The organism is Advenella sp. FME57 (genome assembly GCF_014897675.1).
Lineage (GTDB): Bacteria > Pseudomonadota > Gammaproteobacteria > Burkholderiales > Burkholderiaceae_B > Advenella.
Window position 1 is genome coordinate 66239 of sequence record NZ_JABUXU010000007.1, and the last position, 18472, is coordinate 84710.

Sequence of the window (18472 nt, forward strand, 5' to 3'; positions counted from 1 at the left end):
TTAGCCATGACCGATGACAATACACCCCCAAGCCGCAAGAAACTCAGCCTTAGCGGTGCGCCGCGCAAAGCCGACGAGAGTGACGAAAAACCAAGGGTGCGCTCTGGCGCGCGGGCTCGCGCCGTGGCGCAGAGCCAGTTGCGTTCCGGCCAGGGAAAAACAACCCCTGCCAAACCCGCACGCCCGTTGCCGACGGATCGTTCCGGTGCGCGCAGCGACAGGACTGCTGAAACGCACGAACCGCGCCGCGCCGCTTCTGATCGCACCGATCGTCCGATGCGCACGGAACGCCCCAGGCCGGCAGCCGGCAAACGCGACTTCAACCCTGGCGCCCCCCTGACCGGGAAAAGATCCCAGACCAGAACAGCAGATCGCGCCACCCGCGCGCAGCACGAATCCGAACAAGCGCGGCCGCGCCCCTCATCTCGCCTGACCGAAACGTTCAGGGTATTTGCTCCGTGCCCACAGGGCCTGGAGGAAGTGCTTTGCGAGGAAATGCAGGCGCTGGGCTTTGAGCACGTCGAAAAAGGACGTGCCGGCTGCGCCTTCGAAACCGACTGGGCAGGCATTTTGCGGGCCAACCTGTACTCCCGCCTGGCAACCCGGATTCTGGTGCAAGTGGCGCACGGCCTGGTGCTCAAGGAAGACGACATCTACGAACTGGCTTACGACGCCCCGTGGGAGCGCTGGTTTGGCGCTGAACATTCCCTGCGGGTTGATACCTCGGCCATCCAGAGCCCCATGAAAAGCCTGATGTTCTGCAATCTGAAGGCAAAAGACGGCATCTGTGACCGCCTGCGCGATCGCGAAGGCGAGCGTCCAAGCATCGATACGGTCCGGCCCGACGCTCGGGTGCACCTTTTTCTGACCCGGGATTCGGGCACGCTGTACCTTGATACCTCCGGAGAATCCCTATTCAAGCGCGGCTGGCGTCTGGATAAGGGTGAAGCGCCACTGCGCGAGAACCTGGCTGCCGGCATTCTGGCGCTCTCTGGCTGGGATCCTTCCCTGCCCCTGCTGGATCCCTTTTGCGGCAGCGGAACCATTCTGATCGAAGCCGCCTGGATCGCGCAAGGCGTGCCGCCGGGCATCTCCCGCCCCTTTGGTTTCGAGCGGCTGCGCAATGCCGATGCCCGCCAATGGACAGCATTGAAAGAGGATGCCCTCAGCCGCATCGCGCCGGAGCTGGAGACCCCGCTATACGGCTGCGACCTGAACCCTCATGCACTGGAGGCCGCACGCGAAAACATGCAGCGCGCCAATCTGGCGCCAGACTCCATTCAGTTTGCCCGGGCCAATGCGCTGGACCTGCAGCCGCCAACAAACGCCGGCTGGCTGGTCACCAATCCCCCTTATGGGGAACGAATGGATCAACAGGACGACGGTTTCTGGCGCGACTGGTCCGCCTGCCTGAAACAGCAATTTGCCGGATGGCAGGTTCATGTGATTTCCAGCGACCTGGAACTGCCCGGAAAACTGCGCCTCAAAGCGCGTCGCCGTACGCCACTGTACAATGGGGCGCTTGACTGCCGCCTGTTTTCATTTGAAATGGTCGCCGAAAGCTACCGTAAACCCTGATAGCCAACTGCATGAAACCTTCTGCCTCTCCTGACGAGGCGCTATTATCGCGCCGTTCTCCTTCCCGTTTGCGCCTGTTTGCCTGCATGATGTACGAGGCCGTGCTCCTGTTCGGCGTCGTCTTCTTTGCCGATTACATTTTCGACACGCTCACGCAAAGCCGCAGCGGCCTGACCCTTCTGGGCACACGCCAGGCCGTGCTGTTTGTCGCCATAGGCCTGTATTTTGTGCTGTGCTGGCGAAAACACGGACAGACACTGCCCATGAAAACCTGGAATATCCGGCTCGTCAGCGGGCAAGGCACCCGTCCTTCCCTGGGCAAACTCGTGCTCCGCTATGTCCTGTGCTGGCCCATCCCGCTGCTGGGAGCCTATCTGGTGTACCTCTCGTCCAACTCACTGGGCTGGCCATCCATCACTCTGTTCATTGTGTTTACGCCTTTTCTCAACTTTGTCTATAGCTGGTTTGACCGGGACGGCCTGATGTTGCATGACAGGCTGACCGGCACTCGTCTGGTCGACCTATCGCCGGCGGCGATTCAATGATAGAATCAGAAGTCCCCGGGCAGCAGGCAGGATCATTTTTGCACACACTGCCCTATTTCTTTAGCGCCCCCGATTCTTTACGCCACCTTATGACCGATCATTATTCGTCACTCTATAAATCATTTGAATGGCTGGTTCCCTCGGTATTCAATATAGCGGATGCCTGCTGTCACCGGTGGGCCTCCAGCCCTCACGAAGCACGCCAGGTCGCCATTTATTTCGAAGATCAGGTAGGGCAGCTCACACTACTGACTTACGGGCAACTGTCCGAAAAGGTCAATAAACTGGCCAACGGCTTTATTCGCATGGGTGTACAACCGCAGGACCGCGTAGCGGTCGCGCTGCAGCACTCGGCAGAAAGCGCAATCACCCAGCTGGCAGTACTTACCGTGGGTGCGATTGTGGTGCCCCTGACCTCCTCCCTGAGCAACGCCGAATACGCCGAAAGGCTACATGATTCGCAGGCACGGGTAGCAGTGGTCGACAAGCACTCCATTACTGCACTTATTTCTGCGGTTGACAATCATTCGCCAGTCAAACAGATTATCGGCATCCATACCGATGATGACCGGATCATTTCCTGGCGTACCCTGCTGGCGCGCCAACCTTCCACCTTCACCCCCCATGTGGTCAGCGCCTCCACGCCAGCCATTCTGGTGTATCCTGCCACGGTCGAAAACGAACCGTTGCGCGGCGTGCTGCTGGACCACAGCTCACTGATCGGCACCCTGCCGGGCTTTGTCGCGTCACAGAACTGGTTTCCGAAAACAAACGATATTTTCTGGACCTCCTACGACTGGAACAGCCCCAACGGCCTGCTCAATGCGCTGCTGCCCACGCTGTATTTCGGCAAGTCCATCGTCGGCTGCCCGGCCGGACGCACCATACCACGACTGTTTACGCTGCTCGAGCACTACCAGATTACCAACATTCATGCTTCCGGCGAGGATCTGCGCCGCATCCGCGAATACCCCGATACGCTGGAAGAATTCGAGCTGGCCATCCGCAGCATCAGCTGCCTGGACACCGATTACGACCCGTCGCTGGGCCAATGGGCCAAGCAGCGCTTTGACGTTGATATTAATGTGGTCGCCGCGCCGCTGGGCTTTGGCTATATTATTGGCGAAAGCCAGGAAAAATGGGCGCCTCGCCAGGGCAGTATGGGCCGCGTTTATCCGGGCCATCGGATCACAGTTATTGACCAGGCCGGTAAGCCACTGAAAACCGGCCAGAAGGGTTTCATCGCGGTAAACAGGACCGACCAGAACGACTACCCCGATCCGGCGGTCGCCTTGCACTATTGGTCCGGCGCCCAGATCCATCCGCTGCAGGCCGAACCACAGGAGTGGATTCCAACCTCCATTCGCGGCCACATTGACAAGGATGGCTACGTCTGGCGCGACGCCGATGCCGACACCGACATCAACGCCGACACCGATAGCGTAACCAGCTAGGAAAAGGAGAAACATTCATCATGGCCGTGTATCAGATTGATGAACTGGCGCCAAATATCGACCCTACCGCTTTTGTCTTCGACAGCGCGACGGTCATTGGCAACGTCACCCTGGAAAAAAATGTCAGTGTCTGGGCCAATGTGGCCATTCGCGGCGACAACGCGCCTATCCTGATCAAGGAAGGCAGCAACGTCCAGGAAGGCAGCGTGCTGCATGTGGACGAAGGCGTTCCCCTGACCATTGAAAGGAACGTCACCGTGGGCCATCAGGCCATGCTGCACGGCTGCACCATTGGCGAAGGCTCTCTTATCGGCATGCAGGCCATTGTCTTGAACAACGCACGCATTGGCAAAAACTGTATCATCGGCGCCGGCGCGATCGTTACCGAAGGCAAAGTCATCCCTGACGGCTCGCTGGTTATCGGGATCGGCAAAATTGCACGCACGCTGAGCGAAGACGAAATCGCCAATATTCACAAAAACACTGCTCATTACGTATGGCAGGGCCAGCGCTATCGCAGCAGCCTTAAACGCCTGACGTAATTTCGGCCCTGTGCCACCCTGCCATGACGACTGACCAATTACAGAAATACCTGCTTGACGACCGCAGCACCCGTATCCAGACCGTCGACCTGACCGAGACCTGGCATACCGGCTTGGCGCATCAGAGCTACCCGCCGGTCGTTCGCGACCTGCTGGGGCAGCTGTGTGCAGCCTCGGTGCTGCTGGCCTCGAACATTAAGTTCGATGGTTCGCTCGTATTGCAACTGCAGGGAGACGGGCCACTGGCCCTGATCGTAGTCGAATGTCAATCCGACCTGAGCCTGCGCGCCACCGTACAGTTGCGTCAGGAATTTGTGGTTCCCGACAATGCCACATTCCAGTCGCTGCTCAACGTCAACGGCAATGGTCGGTTTATAGTCATTCTGGATCCGACAGACCGGCAGGAAGGCCAACAACCCTATCAGGGTGTAGTGCCCATGGAAGGCGATTCGGTCGCCCAGGTCCTGGAGCATTATATGAAACAATCAGAACAGCTCGATACGCGCATCTGGCTGGCCGCCAACGCGCAACGCGCTGCCGGTCTGTTGCTGCAGCGACTGCCCGACCATGGTGGTACGGCCGATGATGCCGAAGCCCACCAGGAATCGTGGCAGCGCACGCGCATTCTGGCCCAGACCCTGACTCAGGAGGAAATGCTCAGCGAGTCTCCTGAGACACTGATCCATCGCCTGTTCTGGGAAGAGCCGTTGCTCACCTTCGAGCCGCAACCGGTACGCTGGTTTTGCCCATGTACACGTGAACGCGTCGGCAATATGCTCAAGATGCTCGGCCAAGCCGAAATCGAGAGCATTCTGAGTGAACAGGAAAAAATCGACATCGCCTGCAATTTCTGCGGCAAGCCATATACGTTCGACGCGATCGATTGTGCCCGTCTGTTTATAGATGGCCAATCGCCCGAGGATCCGCCCGAACCCATAGCGCATTAAGCGCGGGCGCAACGGGCCGTCACGCCTGGAGTTTGGCGGCAATGGACGGTACGCTGTCGCTCGGGCGGCTGCCTTCCCTTACTGGCAAATACGATTGTGGTAACCCTGGTTCTTGCCATCGTCACCCGCGGCACGCCCCGGCGACCGCAACGCATACTTGTCCAGCGTAGGAATCCACACTATACATTTGCCCTCGTTTTACGCACACTGCGGGGATGCAATATACCTTCCCGCTCATACTTTTTTCGTTCTGCCCGCGCTACCCTGCGCTTGCCCAGCCATGCCGGCCTGGCGGCGTGCCATCAAAAACAACAGCGCCCTCGTTGGCACGCCAGCATGGCTTTGCAATGGTAGAATTTCTCGTTGTCGCCCTTCCCTTGTTGTTTGCGGCCATGGCCAGCTACGAAGCCTCGCGCTGGTATATGGCGCGTGAAGCCGTCAGTCTTGCACTGCTTGAGGCCAGCCGCGCCGGCAGCGTGAACCACGCCAGGCCGCAGGCGATCGAAGATGCATTCCTGGATGCGCTGGCTCCGCTGTATGCGCCGGCGGGCACTTTTCGCAGCCCGCGTGAGCGGATGCTCCACCTGCAGAAACGATTCGAGCAAGACAGTGACCGGCTTGCATGGGACATTGCCATTACTCATCCCAACGTTGCCGAATTTGCCGATTTCATGCAAAAGGATCTTCCCATTGCCGTGAAAACCGGCAATCCAGCCATTAATAACAATTATCAGCACAGGCAACATCAACAATATCCACGCGGCCCGGTATCGGGCAGCACGATCTACGATGCCAACACCCTGCAACTGCAGGCACGCTATTTGTATGTGCCGGTGGTGCCGGGCATGCGCACGTTGTTGCGCACCCTGTTCGGTGCAATCAGCACATCCGGATCGCCACTGGCCACCCACGGTGCGCTGCCAATAAGCGCGGCAATCACAATTGAAATGCAATCGCATCCGGTTCTCTGGTTGTCCGAAGAAACGACCCACGTTCGCTACAAGCAGCTTAGTGCGTTTGCCAACTCACCAGGACCACTACGCAAACCAACCACCGAGGCCAGTGGTGGCAACGGCGACGCAATGGGTAGCATTGCCTCCGACCCGGCAACGCCCAACGCAACGCTCCCCGGCGGCAGGCCAGCCTCGCAGGCCAGGACTGATGCCGTTGCGACGGGTAGCCAGCACCAGCCTGGCGCAACGCCTACAAACTATGAGGCTCCCGAAAATGCCCTGCCCGCCGAGTCGGCCTGCCTGCCATAAGTGCTGCAAACAAGCGCGCAGTACGGCAGGCACACAACGTGGCATTCGGGATTGTATTAACTTGGCCTGATTCGGCTTGGTACTGATTCGATCTAACGCTAATTTGGTCTGGTTCTGATTCGATCAGATCCGGATTTGGCTCAGTCCTGAATCAGTTTAGACGGCACGAGCGACACCAACAGGAAATGCTTATTCCTGACTGCTATTGCTGCGTCGGTTTTGAAGACCTGGCCGGCTTGCGGCTCTCGGACTTTGTCCGCTTATTGCCGGCAGCCGTTGCTTTTGCCTGGGATTTGGCTGCCGCAGTAGAAGCTGTCTTGGCCTTGGATGTCCCCGGTACCTCGTAGCTGACCGGCACATCGGGTTGCGGCTCATTCGGCGTCAGGATCTGCACATACGTTTCGTCTTTTTTGATCATGCGCATTTCAATACGGGCGCGATCTTCAAGCGCATCGGTACCCGTTTTCAGATCATGTACTTCCGCATCCATTGCATTGTTGCGAGTCAGCAATGCCTTGTTCTTCTCTTCCTGGGCTTCCAGTTGCTGCTTAAGCACTGTCACGCGCGCCCACCCTTCTTCCCCCCACCACAGCGGATATTGTATGGCTACGCAGGCAACCATCAGGGCAAGGTATAGTAAGCGCATGACAAATGCTCAATACTCGCGCCGCAGCGCTTAACGGATGTTGTAAAACGCATCCAGACCCGGGAAGCGGGCCACTTCTGCCAGTTCTTCCTCGATACGCAGCAACTGGTTGTACTTAGCCATACGGTCCGAACGAGACAGGGAGCCGGTCTTGATCTGCATAGCATTGGTAGCCACGGCAATATCGGCAATGGTGGAGTCTTCGGTTTCACCGGAGCGGTGTGAAATGACCGCCGTATAACCCGCTCGCTTGGCCATTTCAATGGCAGCAAAGGTTTCTGTCAGTGTACCGATCTGGTTGATCTTGATAAGAATGGAGTTGGCAACGCCTTTCTGGATGCCTTCCTTCAGGATTTTCGTATTGGTAACGAACAGATCATCGCCCACCAGTTGCACTTTCTTGCCCAGCTGGTCCGTGAGGATTTTCCAGCCATCCCAGTCGTTTTCCGCCATCCCGTCTTCGATACTGATGATTGGGTATTTGTCGCACCAGGAGGCCAGCAAATTGGCAAACTCGGCCGAAGTCAGGGAAATATTGCCTTCGCCGGCCAGATGATATTTGCCGTCGCGGTAAAACTCGGAACTGGCGCAATCGAGGCCCAGCGCAATTTGGGTGCCAGGCTCGTAGCCGGCTTCAGTAATCGCATTCAGAATCAGATGAATGGCCGACTCGTGGTTAGCCACATTGGGCGCAAAGCCGCCTTCATCGCCCACCGCCGTAGACATGCCATGGCCATGGATCAGTTTTTTCAGGGCGTGGAAAACCTCTGCACCCATGCGCAGCGACTCACGGAAACTGGTGGCGCCAACCGGCAGAATCATGAATTCCTGCATATCGAGCGTATTGTTGGCATGGGCGCCGCCGTTGATGACATTCATCATGGGCACAGGCATGCTCATGGGACCGCTGCCGCCAAAATAGCGATACAGGGAAAGACCGGACTCATCGGCTGCGGCACGGGCAACGGCCATACTGACTGCCAGCAGTGCGTTGGCGCCCAGGCGTTCCTTGTTCTCGGTTCCATCCAGATCAATCAGGGTGTGGTCAATAAAGGTCTGTTCCTGAGCATCCAGGCCCATGAGCGCTTCGGAAATTTCAGTATTGACGTTTTCCACTGCCTTGAGCACGCCCTTGCCCAGGTAACGGGATTTGTCACCGTCCCGCAATTCAACAGCTTCGCGGGTACCAGTAGAGGCGCCAGACGGTACTGCGGCCCGCCCCATAACGCCGGATTCGAGCAATACATCACACTCTACGGTTGGATTCCCACGGGAATCCAGGATTTCGCGACCGATAATATCAACAATTGCACTCATGGTAATGACTTTCCTGCCTGATAAACAGTGATTTTGATGGGGTTTTATTGCGTAGATTGTACCTTACTCAGCCAATCTTGTAATTTTGCATCCGCTGGCAAATGAACTTGTATCCTTTTTTTACATTTTAGCCTGGACAATCGCCGGCAGGTAAAGCGGCAAACTGCGCAACCAGATCATGCCGTAGCGTGCCTGGCGCCGACCACCGCTCCATTGTATTACCTGTTACCTGCCACTTCTAAACTTGCGACTGCTTACTACGTTGGCCGTATACTTTTCCCGACTAGCCGTTGTCCTTGCCCCGCAGCCGCCGCCGGCGACGGCCAGCAGGTGGCTCGGCCACGGTGTTGCCCAGACTGGTAAAGCGGATCAGCGGCAGCCTGTAGAGCCACAACAGGGCAATCACATTTACCGCAAACACCACAATCAGGCCTGATTCGATCGCGTCCACCATATGTTCGCGCGCCAGCTGCAGCCACGGAAGCGCATCCTGCCCCAGGCTGGCCATTTCAGTAATCAGCCCCGCCTGGCTGTCTGTCCTGACCAGTAACTGCGGATCAGACAGGGCCAGAAGCAGCTGCTGGGACCCCATTTTGTTTGCATCGGCCTGAATGCCGGCGACATAATAGTAATTGACCATCGTGCCGATAATAGCCGTTCCCAGCATGCCGCCAATCATGCGGATGGACTGCACGAGCGCCGTCACAATGCCCAGGTTATTGCGGCCGGACAGCTCCTGGCTGAAAATTGTCAGGTTGGGCATAATAAAACCCAGACCGACACCGCCGAGCGTCATATATAGCAAAAAGACCAACTGCGACATATCACGATCATAAAAGACCACGCCCGCCACGGCAATCGCCGTCAATACAAAGCCGATATACAGAATCCAGTTGGGCCGGGCCAGGCGAATAACGATCCGGCCACTCAGGATACTGCCCACGGTAATGCATACTACCAACGGCGTGACCAGCATGCCGGCGTCGTTGGGAGAATAGCCGAAGCCGCCCTGAAGCAGCAGCGGGATATAGAACAGCATGCCAAACATCACAAACCCGGTCAATAGCGACAAGGTGAACATGGTGCCAAGACTGCGATCGCGAAACACTTCCAGCGGCAGTAGCGGAAAAGCACAGCGGCGCTCCCAGCGTATCAGGACAATAAACGCCAGAACGGACACAACGGAAAACAAGCCGACCTGCCAGGAAACGCCATGCGTGGCAAACAGTTCCACCGCCAGTTGTAGACAGCCCAGGAACAGCGCGATCAGCACCGCCCCCTGCCAGTCCAGACGGATTGTCTGTTCACGCTTGTAACGAATCAGCGGCAGATATTGCCAGATAAAGAACAGGCTGACCAGGCCCACCGGCAGATTGACATAGAAAACCGAACGCCATCCGTAATATTCGGTCAGAAACCCGCCCAGGGACGGGCCGATGGCCGAGGCAATGCCAAAAGAAGAACTGAGCAGAATCTGCCAGCGCAGGCGCACCTTGGCATCCGGAAACAGGTCCGGCACACAGGCAAAGGCGGTGCCGACCAGCATTCCGCCACCAATACCCTGCAAGGCCCGGGCCAGCACCAGTTGCGTCATACTGCCGGCCATGCCGCAAAGCATCGAAGCAATGGTAAAAATAATAACGGACGCAACCACAAATGGCTTGCGTCCGTAATAATCACTCAGGCGACCACAGATAGGAACCGTAATGACAGAGGCCAGAAGATAGGAAGTGCCGACCCAGGCGTATAGTTCAAAACCATTGAGCTCTGCCACGATGGTGGGCAAGGCGGTACCGACGATGGTTTGATCCAGCCCCACCAGCATACCGACAAAACAGATGCCCAGCACAGCCATCAAAGATTGCCGAAACGGCAGCAATCGCCCCGATGCCGATTTTTCCTCATTCACTTCGATTGTTCTGGTAACCATACTTCCCGTTCAAAGTAAACGCCGGCATCAACGCTCACCGGGCTATGTTTGCCACCTGACTGACAACGCCTGCCGGCCTGTCAATATCCATGTCACGAGCGAACAACGCAATCAGGCGCCGAACTGGTCTTCGATAAAACCCTGGCCTTTGACAATACGATCAATGTCAGTGAGCGAGCGCAACAGGGCTTCCATATGCGCCAGAGGCACAGCATTGGGGCCGTCAGACAGCGCCACGGCAGGATCCGGATGCGTTTCCATAAACAGACCGGATACCCCTACCGCAACGGCAGCCCGCGCCAGCACGGGCACAAACTCACGCTGACCGCCAGACGACGTACCCTGACCACCTGGCAACTGCACGGAATGCGTCGCATCAAAAACAACCGGACATTCGGTTGCGCGCATGATCGCAAGCGAACGCATATCCGAGACCAGATTGTTATAGCCGAAAGAAGCCCCGCGTTCGCAGACCATGATATTGGCGCCATCGCCACCGGCTGCGATGGCGGCGGCTTTGGCCTTGGCCACGACCTGCAGCATATCGGCCGGCGCCAGAAACTGTCCTTTCTTGATATTTACCGGTTTGCCGGTGGCTGCACAAGCCGAAATGAAATCAGTCTGGCGGCACAGAAAAGCCGGGGTCTGCAACACATCAACGACAGCGGCGACGCGCTCTACCTGCGTAATGTCATGAACATCAGTCAGGACAGGGACATTGAGCTGTTCCCGGATATCGGCCAGAATCTGCAGGCCTTCGTCCATTCCCGGACCGCGATAAGAGGCGCCCGAGCTGCGATTCGCCTTGTCAAAAGAACTTTTGTAGATGAATGGAATGCCAAGGCGCTCGGTGATATCCTGCAAGGAACGCGCGGTATCGAACGCCATCTGGCGCGATTCGATCACGCATGGGCCGGCAATCAGAAAAAACGGTTTGGTCAGACCCACGTCGAAGCCGCAAAGATTCATGGTGATATCCTTATCCCTGGTTCTGCCGCTGTTTCTGGTTGTCCAGTGCTGCCCGGATAAAGCTGGAGAACAGCGGATGGCCGTTACGCGGCGTAGAAGTAAATTCAGGATGGAACTGGACCCCCATGAACCATGGGTGGGTCGGGATTTCCATCATTTCAGGCAGGTTCTCGGTCGGTGTACGGGCGCTGATGACCATACCGGCTTCTTCAAGACGCGGCACATAAACATTATTGACCTCATAGCGGTGACGATGGCGCTCATTGACCTCCGGACCATATATTTCATAGGCGCGCGTTCCCTCCTTGACCGGGCAACGTTGGGCGCCCTTGCGCATCGTGCCCCCCAGATCGGAAGACGCCGTGCGCTTTTCCACTTTGCCTTCGCGATCCATCCATTCGGTGATGAGTGCCACGACCGGATGCGGGGCTGCCGGATCAAATTCGGTACTGTTGGCGCCGCCAAGCTGGGCCACATGCCGGGCAAACTCTATAACGGCCAGTTGCATGCCCAGACAGATCCCCAGATATGGCACCTTGTTTTCACGCGCGTACTGTATCGCGCGAATCTTGCCTTCGGTTCCACGCTTGCCGAAACCGCCGGGCACCAGAATGGCATCCAGCGAGGCCAGCTTTTCAACTGCGCCTTCTTCCAGATCCTCGGAATCAATATAATCGATAATGACTTTGGAACGGGTATGAATACCGGCGTGCTGCAGGGCTTCGATCAGCGATTTGTATGATTCGGTCAGATCGACATATTTGCCGACCATACCGATGTGCACTTCATGCTGCGGATGCTCCAGCGCATCGATCAGACCGTCCCACATAGACAGATCGGCCGAGGGCGGAGAAATGGCCAGCGCATCGCAAACCAGTTCATCAAGTTTCTGGTTATGCAACATGGACGGGATTTTGTAAATGGAATCGGCATCCCATACGGAAATAACGGCATCCAGCGGCACATTGGAAAACAGAGAAATCTTGGCCCGCTCGTCTTCGGGTACTTCGCGGTCGGCACGGCAAAGCAACGCGTTCGGATAAATACCGATCTCGCGCAGCTTCTGCACCGAGTGCTGAGTAGGCTTGGTTTTGAGCTCGCCCGCAGAAGCGATGAACGGCACCAGCGTCAAATGCACGAAAGCCGCGCCATTGCGACCCAGGCGCAGGCTCATTTGCCGCACCGCTTCCAGAAATGGCAGGGATTCGATATCCCCGACCGTGCCGCCGATTTCCACAATCGCCACGTCGGTCTGGCCATCCCAGGCCTGCCTTGCGCCACGGATGATGAAATCTTGAATTTCATTTGTAATATGAGGAATAACCTGCACGGTCTTGCCCAGATAGTCGCCCCGACGCTCTTTGCGCAGCACGGATTCGTAAATCTGGCCAGTGGTAAAGTTATTGGATTTATGCATGCGAGCCGAAATGAATCGCTCGTAGTGGCCGAGGTCAAGATCGGTTTCGGCGCCATCTTCGGTGACGAATACTTCACCGTGCTGCAAGGGGCTCATCGTACCCGGATCCACGTTGATATACGGGTCCAGCTTGAGCATGGTCACCTTCAGGCCACGCGATTCAAGGATAGCCGCTAACGACGCGGCGGCGATTCCCTTGCCTAACGAAGAGACCACGCCGCCGGTAACGAATACATACTTTGTCATTGGAGTAAGGGCCCCGCGAAAAGGGCCGTAGCAGGAAATTTGAATTATAGCTTGAGCGTGCCGCTTTTGTATGGCACCGAAGGCCTTCGGTTCAAAACAGGTCGTATAATGACAGATGTAAATATCAAGAAAAGATCATGGACCGAAAACGAAAAACCCTGCTTATGCTGCTTTGCTACGTCATTGCCTTTTTTGCGACCATTGGCCTGCTATCCCTATGGGCAACCACCCTTTACATGTAGCGTCTAAGCGGAATCCCTTTACACGGAATCCCTCTAATACGGACTGCACCTTTCGGCTTCCCCATACGGGTTATCCTATACCGCCGCCAACCGATCCCAACAAACGTCGCCGACCTGTGCGCCCTGTGCCAGAACGGCATCAAGCGCAGTCAGGAGCGGAGCACAACCAGCATTCAGTTTCAGCGCAAGCACTGCATCGGCCCGCGTTCTACCCAGCGTGATGGCCGCCACCGGCTTGCCCTGTCTGGCGGCGTCGCGCACAAAACGATAGCCCGAATAAACCATCAGCGAGGAGCCGACCACCAGGACGGCGCTGGCCTGCTCCAGGGCCTGATAGACCGCATCGACGCGGGCGCGCGGAACCGCTTCGCCAAAGAACACCACGTCCGGCTTCAGGATGCCGCCACACTGGCCACAGGCCGGAATGCGAAAAGAAGAAAAATCAGTCTCGAGATCCACGTCGCCATCCGGTGCCATGGCAGCGGTCATATCCGCCCAGGAGGGGTTCTCAGTGAGCAGTTGCTGCTGATAACTTACGCGATCAAGCTTGCTATTGCAATGCATACAGACCACGTCTGCCAGCGATCCATGCAGCTCGAGCAACCGGGACTGACCAGCCTGCCGATGCAGGCCGTCAACATTCTGCGTCACTAGCAGACCTGTGTAGCCCTTGGATTCAAGCGATTGCAAGGCGTAATGCGCCGCATTCGGCTTGCCGCCGGAAAACATCGACCAGCCCACCATACTGCGCGCCCAATAGCGCCGGCGCGCCGCCTCTGAGCCCATGAACTGCTGAAACGTCATCGGCGGCGGCCGCATCCATGCGCCCTCGGTATCACGATAGGCCGGAATGCCTGAATCGGTGCTGCAGCCGGCGCCGGTAATCACCAACAGGCCCGCGTGCTGCTGCACGAAAGCCTGCAGATCGGCGATGGCCGGCGCTGTCATAGACCCGACCTACTCCGTGGTCTTGCCATCAAAATGCTCTTCCTGCTCATCCTGCTTGGTGGCATGCACCACGCCATCACGATGCTCGGGCGGCCCGTAAATCGTGTACAAACGCAGGGGCTGATCGCCGCTATTGATCACATTGTGACGGGCACCGGCAGGAACGATCACCGCGTCATCGTCCTCGATGGCATGCGTCTGTCCGTCAATCACGACCTTGCCCTTGCCTTCTTCGATGCGAAAGAACTGATCATGGCCTTCATGAACCTCTTCCCCGATTTCTTCACCAGGTTGCAGCGTCATAAGGACCAGCTGCAGGTTTTTCCCCGTATAAAGCACCTTGCGGTAAAGATCATTGTTCACGGTCAATTCTTCGATATCATCGACAAAACCTTTCATACGACTTACTCCATAAAGTGAACGGGTCCGCAATACGGACTCCTATCGGCCCGGGATTTACATTTCCCAGGATTGAAACACATCATTGACAAATTTAATTTCCAATACCTGCTTGCCCACATCGGCTTTGCCGGGGCTGAGCAGCCGGCCAGCCGAATCAACCATGGGGCCAACGACCGGCACGGCACCAACCATATTACCGGCCATGCTGCCAGATGACTTGCGCGCATACATCAGCGAGGTTTCGTTATTGGAATTGCGGGTTGTGCGATCGGGCTCGCCAAAAATCTGGATGGCCTGGGCCACCGTGGTCTTGTCCTTGATCAGGCTTTTATTGAGAAAGACCGGATCAAAATAATCGGCATTTCCCATCAGGTCGGTTTTACTGGGGACGCTGCACGCCAGCAGCCCTGCACTGATCAGGCATCCCAGCAACAGCCATCGCATTCTCTTCATTATTCACTCCTGAACAGGGGTCGGAACGATCGCAACTACCATACACCGCCAGACAATTGCGCCATATCGTGCTGCATTTTTCACCCGCTCATACCCAGTTTAATAAACAGATTATCCCACAATTTTTTGCATTGGCTGACAGACCGTGACCACTGCTTTTCGGTATCCTGCAAAATGCCTCTGACTTTCATGGCTGACAAGCTGGCGGCGCTCTATCCGTATTCGTCCTGTCTGCATGCCGATATGTTACATTTTCAGTGTTATTTCGTTAACAACTCGAATAAGGAACACGTATGAGCATGTCATTTCGCAGACGTAAACGCAGTGTAGACCTGTTAAAAAAGAAAGATCGGCGCTTGATCGCTGGTTAAAGTCGAATGTAACGGATAAAGGATACAGGGACTGGTATCGAGCGGACAGGTTCGCTTATGACAATGCACATGGATCATGCCCAACTGATGCGATCTATCGTTCCAAACCCTGACTTATCTGCAGCTTCCCAAAATGCCTTTCGGGAATGCTCAAAGATCGACTGACAACGACGGGCAGGTTATTGCTTCGTTGCGTCCGCCACAGTGATTACATGAGCGCGCCAATATCAAAGCATCTCTAACGCTGTTAAATCCGCACTGTTGCTTGTGCCGTCTCGTCTCGACACTGCCGGCAAAAAATTAGAATCACCCCATTGCCCATGGCTTATAGTTGTTCTGCTGCGCACCTATTTTCTTGTCTGAAAATGTCAAAAACCAAAGGCTCAATATCATTACTAAGTGAAAATACTTATGTCATAACGTAACATTCATGGCTATGCTGAGCGCTCATGCATAAGGAGATAGGAATGAAGAAAATCGTATTAATGATGCTTTTGCTGATGTTTACCGCAACATCTTTTGCCCATGGTGGTCGTACTGATCGAAATGGATGCCACAACGATAATAAAAACAATAGTCGGCACTGTCACTAATTGGTTATGACAAACCATAGTCCTTTACGCTAAAGGACTACGGACAACAAAACCACGTACCTGTTTTTGAACCGACGGCCTACCTCAGGCCCCAAAGACCATTTTGAATAGCGGTTATTGATCGCCCCGCTGACCATCCAATAATTTTCCCCTAACCATACCAAATCCGTTATTTTCATTGAGTAACTGGGATTTGTGTGAAATATGAAGCCTTTATGCAGCATCTATATTGGGTTTGTCTGCGCTCAGAATAAGCCACATTTATTTCAGGCAACAAAAAAGCCACCTATTAAGGTGGCTAATTCGTTGATATTACTACAAAATTGTTTGGCTCCCCGAACTGGGTTCGAACCAGTGACCTGCGGATTAACAGTCCGTCGCTCTACCGACTGAGCTATCGGGGATCAATTAAGAAAATAATTATAGCCAGAAACCGGATGGCAATGCAAGCGCTTGGCTGTATCCTCTATTCTTTTTTACGAAAATGTTGCATTTGGCCGACGCCCATAAAAAAGCACGCGACCGAAGTCGCGTGCTTACCGGCAATAACGCGCTGTTTAGTGCGCCGAAGCCTTGCTGCTGCCGATACCGGTTTCTGCACGTACGCGCTGGGCGTCGTATGCAGCAATATCGACTGCGGCTCGCTTGCTCTTGTCGGTTATAGAAAAGAACCAGATACCAGCGAAGGCAATGATCATGGAGAACAGCGCTGGTGACTTATAAGGGAACAGCGCACTGCCTGCAGGATTGCCCAATGTTACTTCCCATACGTCGGGCGACACGATGGTCAGCACAACCGAGGAGATTAGCCCCAGGAAGCCGCCAATAACGGCGCCACGCGTGGTCATTTTCTTCCACATAATAGAAAGGAAGAGTACCGGGAAGTTGGCCGATGCCGCAATGGCAAACGCCAGCGACACCATGAAGGCCACATTCTGCTTCTCGAACAGGATGCCCAACAAAATGGCCAGCACACCCAGCACGAACGTCGTGATACGGGATACCCGCAGCTCGGTCGCCGAATCGACATTACCCTTGCGGAACACCGAAGCATACAGATCATGTGATACCGCAGAGGCGCCCGACAAGGTCAGCCCGGCCACCACAGCCAGAATCGTGGCAAAAGCTACGGCCGAGATAAAGCCCAGGAAAATATGTCCGCCAACGGCATCGGCCAGATGCACCGCAGCCATATTGGCCCCGCCGATGAGGCCGCCCTTCGCATCAAGAAAATCAGGATTGGTGGAAACGAAAATGATCGCACCGAAACCGATAATGAAGGTCAGCACATAGAAGTACCCGATCCAGGTTGTGGCCCAGAAAACTGATTTACGCGCTTCCTTGGCATTGGGCACGGTGAAGAAACGCATCAGAATATGCGGCAGACCGGCAGTACCGAACATCAGGGCCATACCGAAGGAAATGGCAGAAATCGGATCTTTGATGAACGTCCCCGGCCCCATGATGGACTTGCCTGCCGCGGCCGCCTCTTCTGCCGTTTTACCTGCAGCCAATGCGCCAGCGGTCTTGACCTCAATGGCCTTGGAAAACAGCGCTTCAAAAGAGAAGTTGTTCAGTTTCATTACCATAAAGGCCATAAACGAAGCGCCCGCAAGCAGCATGACAGCTTTGATGATCTGCACCCACGTTGTGGCAGTCATCCCGCCAAACAGCACGTAGACCATCATCAGCACACCCACGATTACAACCGCAATCCAGTAATCCAGACCGAACAGCAGCTTGATCAGCTGGCCGGCGCCTACCATTTGGGCAATCAGATAGAACAGCACCACCACGATGGTGCCGCAGGCGGCAAAAGTACGTACCGGCATCTGGGCAAAGCGGTAGCTGGCGACATCGGCAAAGGTGAACCTGCCCAGGTTACGCAAGCGCTCGGCCATCAGGAACATAATGATAGGCCAGCCCACCAGAAAGCCGATGGAGTAGATCAGGCCGTCATAACCACTGGCCATGACCTGCGCGGCAATTCCCAGAAAGGATGCAGCGGACATGTAGTCGCCCGCAATCGCCAGGCCATTCTGAAAGCCGGTAATCCCGCCGCCTGCCGTATAAAAGTCCGAGGCAGATTTGGTTCGGGCAGCGGCCCATTTGGTGATAAAAAGCGTCAGGCCAACAAAAACGACGAACATAATGATCGCCGTTATATTGACCTGTTGCTTGGTGGTTTCACCGATGGCGTCTGCACCATAAGCGAGGGATAAAAACAGGCCGGTAAATGCTATACCGATCAGAAACCGCGACACACCTTTATTCATGAGTTGCCCCTACGTCGTTCAGCAAGCTGCGTTCCATCTCGTCAAATTTTGAGTTCGCAATCAGAATATAGATGCCGGTAAGCGCAATGATCAGGATCATCAGGCCAAAACCCACCGGAATACCCCATGTCATGGCGCCGCCACTAATGGATTGGGCGAACAGCTGCTTGTCAAAGGCGATAATGCCGATAAAGCCGACATAATAGGCAATCAGAATAATGATCGAAAAGACCCAGCCGTACGTGCTGCGCATTCGCGTCATTTCCTTGTACTTCGGGCTCGCTATCACCCGTTGAACGATATCCTCACTCATATCTTTCCTCCCAGAAAGTAT

The 18472-nt window shown here is 55.5% G+C and carries 17 protein-coding genes and 1 tRNA gene; 7 read left to right on the forward strand and 11 right to left on the reverse strand.

The window, feature by feature from the left end:
• Positions 1-6: 6 nt before the first annotated feature.
• The 6 genes from INT32_RS09810 (at position 7) to INT32_RS09835 (ending at position 6328) form a co-directional block, all read left to right on the forward strand.
• A complete protein-coding gene (locus INT32_RS09810) occupies positions 7-1578 on the forward strand; it encodes a class I SAM-dependent RNA methyltransferase (protein WP_193088559.1) in 1572 nt (523 codons plus the stop codon).
• 11 nt (positions 1579-1589) lie between these two features.
• Complete coding sequence (locus tag INT32_RS09815; protein WP_226816852.1) at positions 1590-2123, forward strand: RDD family protein; 534 nt, start codon at positions 1590-1592, stop codon at positions 2121-2123.
• Positions 2120-3577 carry an AMP-binding protein gene (locus tag INT32_RS09820; protein ID WP_193088560.1) on the forward strand — a complete coding sequence of 486 codons (1458 nt, stop codon included), beginning with the start codon at positions 2120-2122 and terminating at the stop codon, positions 3575-3577. Before INT32_RS09815 ends, INT32_RS09820 begins: the two co-directional genes overlap by 4 nt.
• A gap of 20 nt (positions 3578-3597) precedes the next feature.
• On the forward strand, positions 3598-4119 hold the full coding sequence (locus INT32_RS09825) for a gamma carbonic anhydrase family protein (protein WP_193088561.1): 522 nt from the start codon (positions 3598-3600) through the stop codon (positions 4117-4119).
• Between the two features lie 23 nt (positions 4120-4142).
• Complete coding sequence (gene hslO / locus INT32_RS09830; RefSeq protein WP_193088562.1) at positions 4143-5066, forward strand: Hsp33 family molecular chaperone HslO; 924 nt, start codon at positions 4143-4145, stop codon at positions 5064-5066.
• Positions 5067-5413: 347 nt separating this feature from the next.
• Positions 5414-6328 carry a TadE/TadG family type IV pilus assembly protein gene (locus tag INT32_RS09835; protein WP_193088563.1) on the forward strand — a complete coding sequence of 305 codons (915 nt, stop codon included), beginning with the start codon at positions 5414-5416 and terminating at the stop codon, positions 6326-6328.
• A 202-nt stretch (positions 6329-6530) separates the two neighbouring features.
• Here INT32_RS09835 and ftsB read toward each other — a convergent pair whose 3' ends face one another.
• The 8 genes from ftsB to INT32_RS09875 form a co-directional block, all read right to left on the reverse strand.
• Positions 6531-6974, reverse strand: coding sequence for a cell division protein FtsB (gene ftsB, locus INT32_RS09840; RefSeq protein ID WP_193088564.1), 444 nt, complete (start codon positions 6972-6974; stop codon positions 6531-6533).
• A 30-nt stretch (positions 6975-7004) separates the two neighbouring features.
• Positions 7005-8291, reverse strand: a complete 1287-nt coding sequence (gene eno / locus INT32_RS09845) for a phosphopyruvate hydratase (RefSeq protein WP_014751242.1) — start codon at positions 8289-8291, stop codon at positions 7005-7007.
• Between the two features lie 283 nt (positions 8292-8574).
• On the reverse strand, positions 8575-10221 hold the full coding sequence (locus tag INT32_RS09850) for an MDR family MFS transporter (protein WP_193088565.1): 1647 nt from the start codon (positions 10219-10221) through the stop codon (positions 8575-8577).
• Positions 10222-10332: 111 nt separating this feature from the next.
• Entirely contained in the window at positions 10333-11190 is an 858-nt protein-coding gene (kdsA, locus tag INT32_RS09855) for a 3-deoxy-8-phosphooctulonate synthase (RefSeq protein ID WP_193088566.1), read from the reverse strand.
• Between the two features lie 10 nt (positions 11191-11200).
• Positions 11201-12853, reverse strand: a complete 1653-nt coding sequence (locus INT32_RS09860) for a CTP synthase (RefSeq protein ID WP_193088567.1) — start codon at positions 12851-12853, stop codon at positions 11201-11203.
• Positions 12854-13170: 317 nt separating this feature from the next.
• Complete coding sequence (locus INT32_RS09865; RefSeq protein ID WP_193088568.1) at positions 13171-14043, reverse strand: NAD-dependent protein deacetylase; 873 nt, start codon at positions 14041-14043, stop codon at positions 13171-13173.
• 9 nt (positions 14044-14052) lie between these two features.
• Positions 14053-14442 (reverse strand): cupin domain-containing protein, encoded by a 390-nt coding sequence (locus INT32_RS09870; RefSeq protein WP_014751249.1) that lies wholly within the window; start codon positions 14440-14442, stop codon positions 14053-14055.
• Between the two features lie 57 nt (positions 14443-14499).
• The gene (locus tag INT32_RS09875; RefSeq protein WP_193088569.1) at positions 14500-14898 is read right to left on the reverse strand and encodes a hypothetical protein; all 399 of its coding nucleotides are present in this window, start codon (positions 14896-14898) and stop codon (positions 14500-14502) included.
• Between the two features lie 871 nt (positions 14899-15769).
• On the opposite strand from INT32_RS09875, the gene INT32_RS09880 reads away from it, so the two are divergent.
• Positions 15770-15862, forward strand: coding sequence for a YHYH domain-containing protein (locus tag INT32_RS09880; RefSeq protein WP_226816884.1), 93 nt, complete (start codon positions 15770-15772; stop codon positions 15860-15862).
• Positions 15863-16190: 328 nt separating this feature from the next.
• Here INT32_RS09880 and INT32_RS09885 read toward each other — a convergent pair.
• The 3 genes from INT32_RS09885 to INT32_RS09895 all read right to left on the reverse strand — a co-directional run bounded on the left by INT32_RS09885 (position 16191) and on the right by INT32_RS09895 (position 18451).
• Positions 16191-16266: transfer RNA gene (locus tag INT32_RS09885), tRNA-Asn, on the reverse strand.
• Between the two features lie 153 nt (positions 16267-16419).
• Positions 16420-18138: a cation acetate symporter gene (locus INT32_RS09890; RefSeq protein WP_193088571.1), complete on the reverse strand. Its 1719-nt coding sequence runs from the start codon at positions 18136-18138 to the stop codon at positions 16420-16422.
• The gene (locus INT32_RS09895) at positions 18131-18451 is read right to left on the reverse strand and encodes a DUF485 domain-containing protein (protein ID WP_193088572.1); all 321 of its coding nucleotides are present in this window, start codon (positions 18449-18451) and stop codon (positions 18131-18133) included. The genes INT32_RS09890 and INT32_RS09895 overlap by 8 nt, the downstream gene beginning before the upstream one ends.
• Between the last annotated feature and the right edge of the window lie 21 nt (positions 18452-18472).

Bases quoted from the DNA above. Each gene is read 5' to 3' on its own strand.
- eno (WP_014751242.1), bottom strand. From the start codon at position 8,291: ATGAGTGCAATTGTTGATATTATCGGTCGCGAAATCCTGGATTCCCGT.
- INT32_RS09820 (WP_193088560.1), top strand. From the start codon at position 2,120: ATGATAGAATCAGAAGTCCCCGGGCAGCAGGCAGGATCATTTTTGCAC.
- INT32_RS09835 (WP_193088563.1), top strand. From the start codon at position 5,414: ATGGTAGAATTTCTCGTTGTCGCCCTTCCCTTGTTGTTTGCGGCCATG.
- hslO (WP_193088562.1), top strand. From the start codon at position 4,143: ATGACGACTGACCAATTACAGAAATACCTGCTTGACGACCGCAGCACC.
- INT32_RS09865 (WP_193088568.1), bottom strand. From the start codon at position 14,043: ATGACAGCGCCGGCCATCGCCGATCTGCAGGCTTTCGTGCAGCAGCAC.
- INT32_RS09815 (WP_226816852.1), top strand. From the start codon at position 1,590: ATGAAACCTTCTGCCTCTCCTGACGAGGCGCTATTATCGCGCCGTTCT.
- INT32_RS09875 (WP_193088569.1), bottom strand. From the start codon at position 14,898: ATGAAGAGAATGCGATGGCTGTTGCTGGGATGCCTGATCAGTGCAGGG.
- INT32_RS09850 (WP_193088565.1), bottom strand. From the start codon at position 10,221: ATGGTTACCAGAACAATCGAAGTGAATGAGGAAAAATCGGCATCGGGG.
- INT32_RS09895 (WP_193088572.1), bottom strand. From the start codon at position 18,451: ATGAGTGAGGATATCGTTCAACGGGTGATAGCGAGCCCGAAGTACAAG.
- ftsB (WP_193088564.1), bottom strand. From the start codon at position 6,974: ATGCGCTTACTATACCTTGCCCTGATGGTTGCCTGCGTAGCCATACAA.
- INT32_RS09810 (WP_193088559.1), top strand. From the start codon at position 7: ATGACCGATGACAATACACCCCCAAGCCGCAAGAAACTCAGCCTTAGC.
- INT32_RS09825 (WP_193088561.1), top strand. From the start codon at position 3,598: ATGGCCGTGTATCAGATTGATGAACTGGCGCCAAATATCGACCCTACC.
- INT32_RS09860 (WP_193088567.1), bottom strand. From the start codon at position 12,853: ATGACAAAGTATGTATTCGTTACCGGCGGCGTGGTCTCTTCGTTAGGC.
- kdsA (WP_193088566.1), bottom strand. From the start codon at position 11,190: ATGAATCTTTGCGGCTTCGACGTGGGTCTGACCAAACCGTTTTTTCTG.
- INT32_RS09870 (WP_014751249.1), bottom strand. From the start codon at position 14,442: ATGAAAGGTTTTGTCGATGATATCGAAGAATTGACCGTGAACAATGAT.
- INT32_RS09890 (WP_193088571.1), bottom strand. From the start codon at position 18,138: ATGAATAAAGGTGTGTCGCGGTTTCTGATCGGTATAGCATTTACCGGC.
- INT32_RS09880 (WP_226816884.1), top strand. From the start codon at position 15,770: ATGTTTACCGCAACATCTTTTGCCCATGGTGGTCGTACTGATCGAAAT.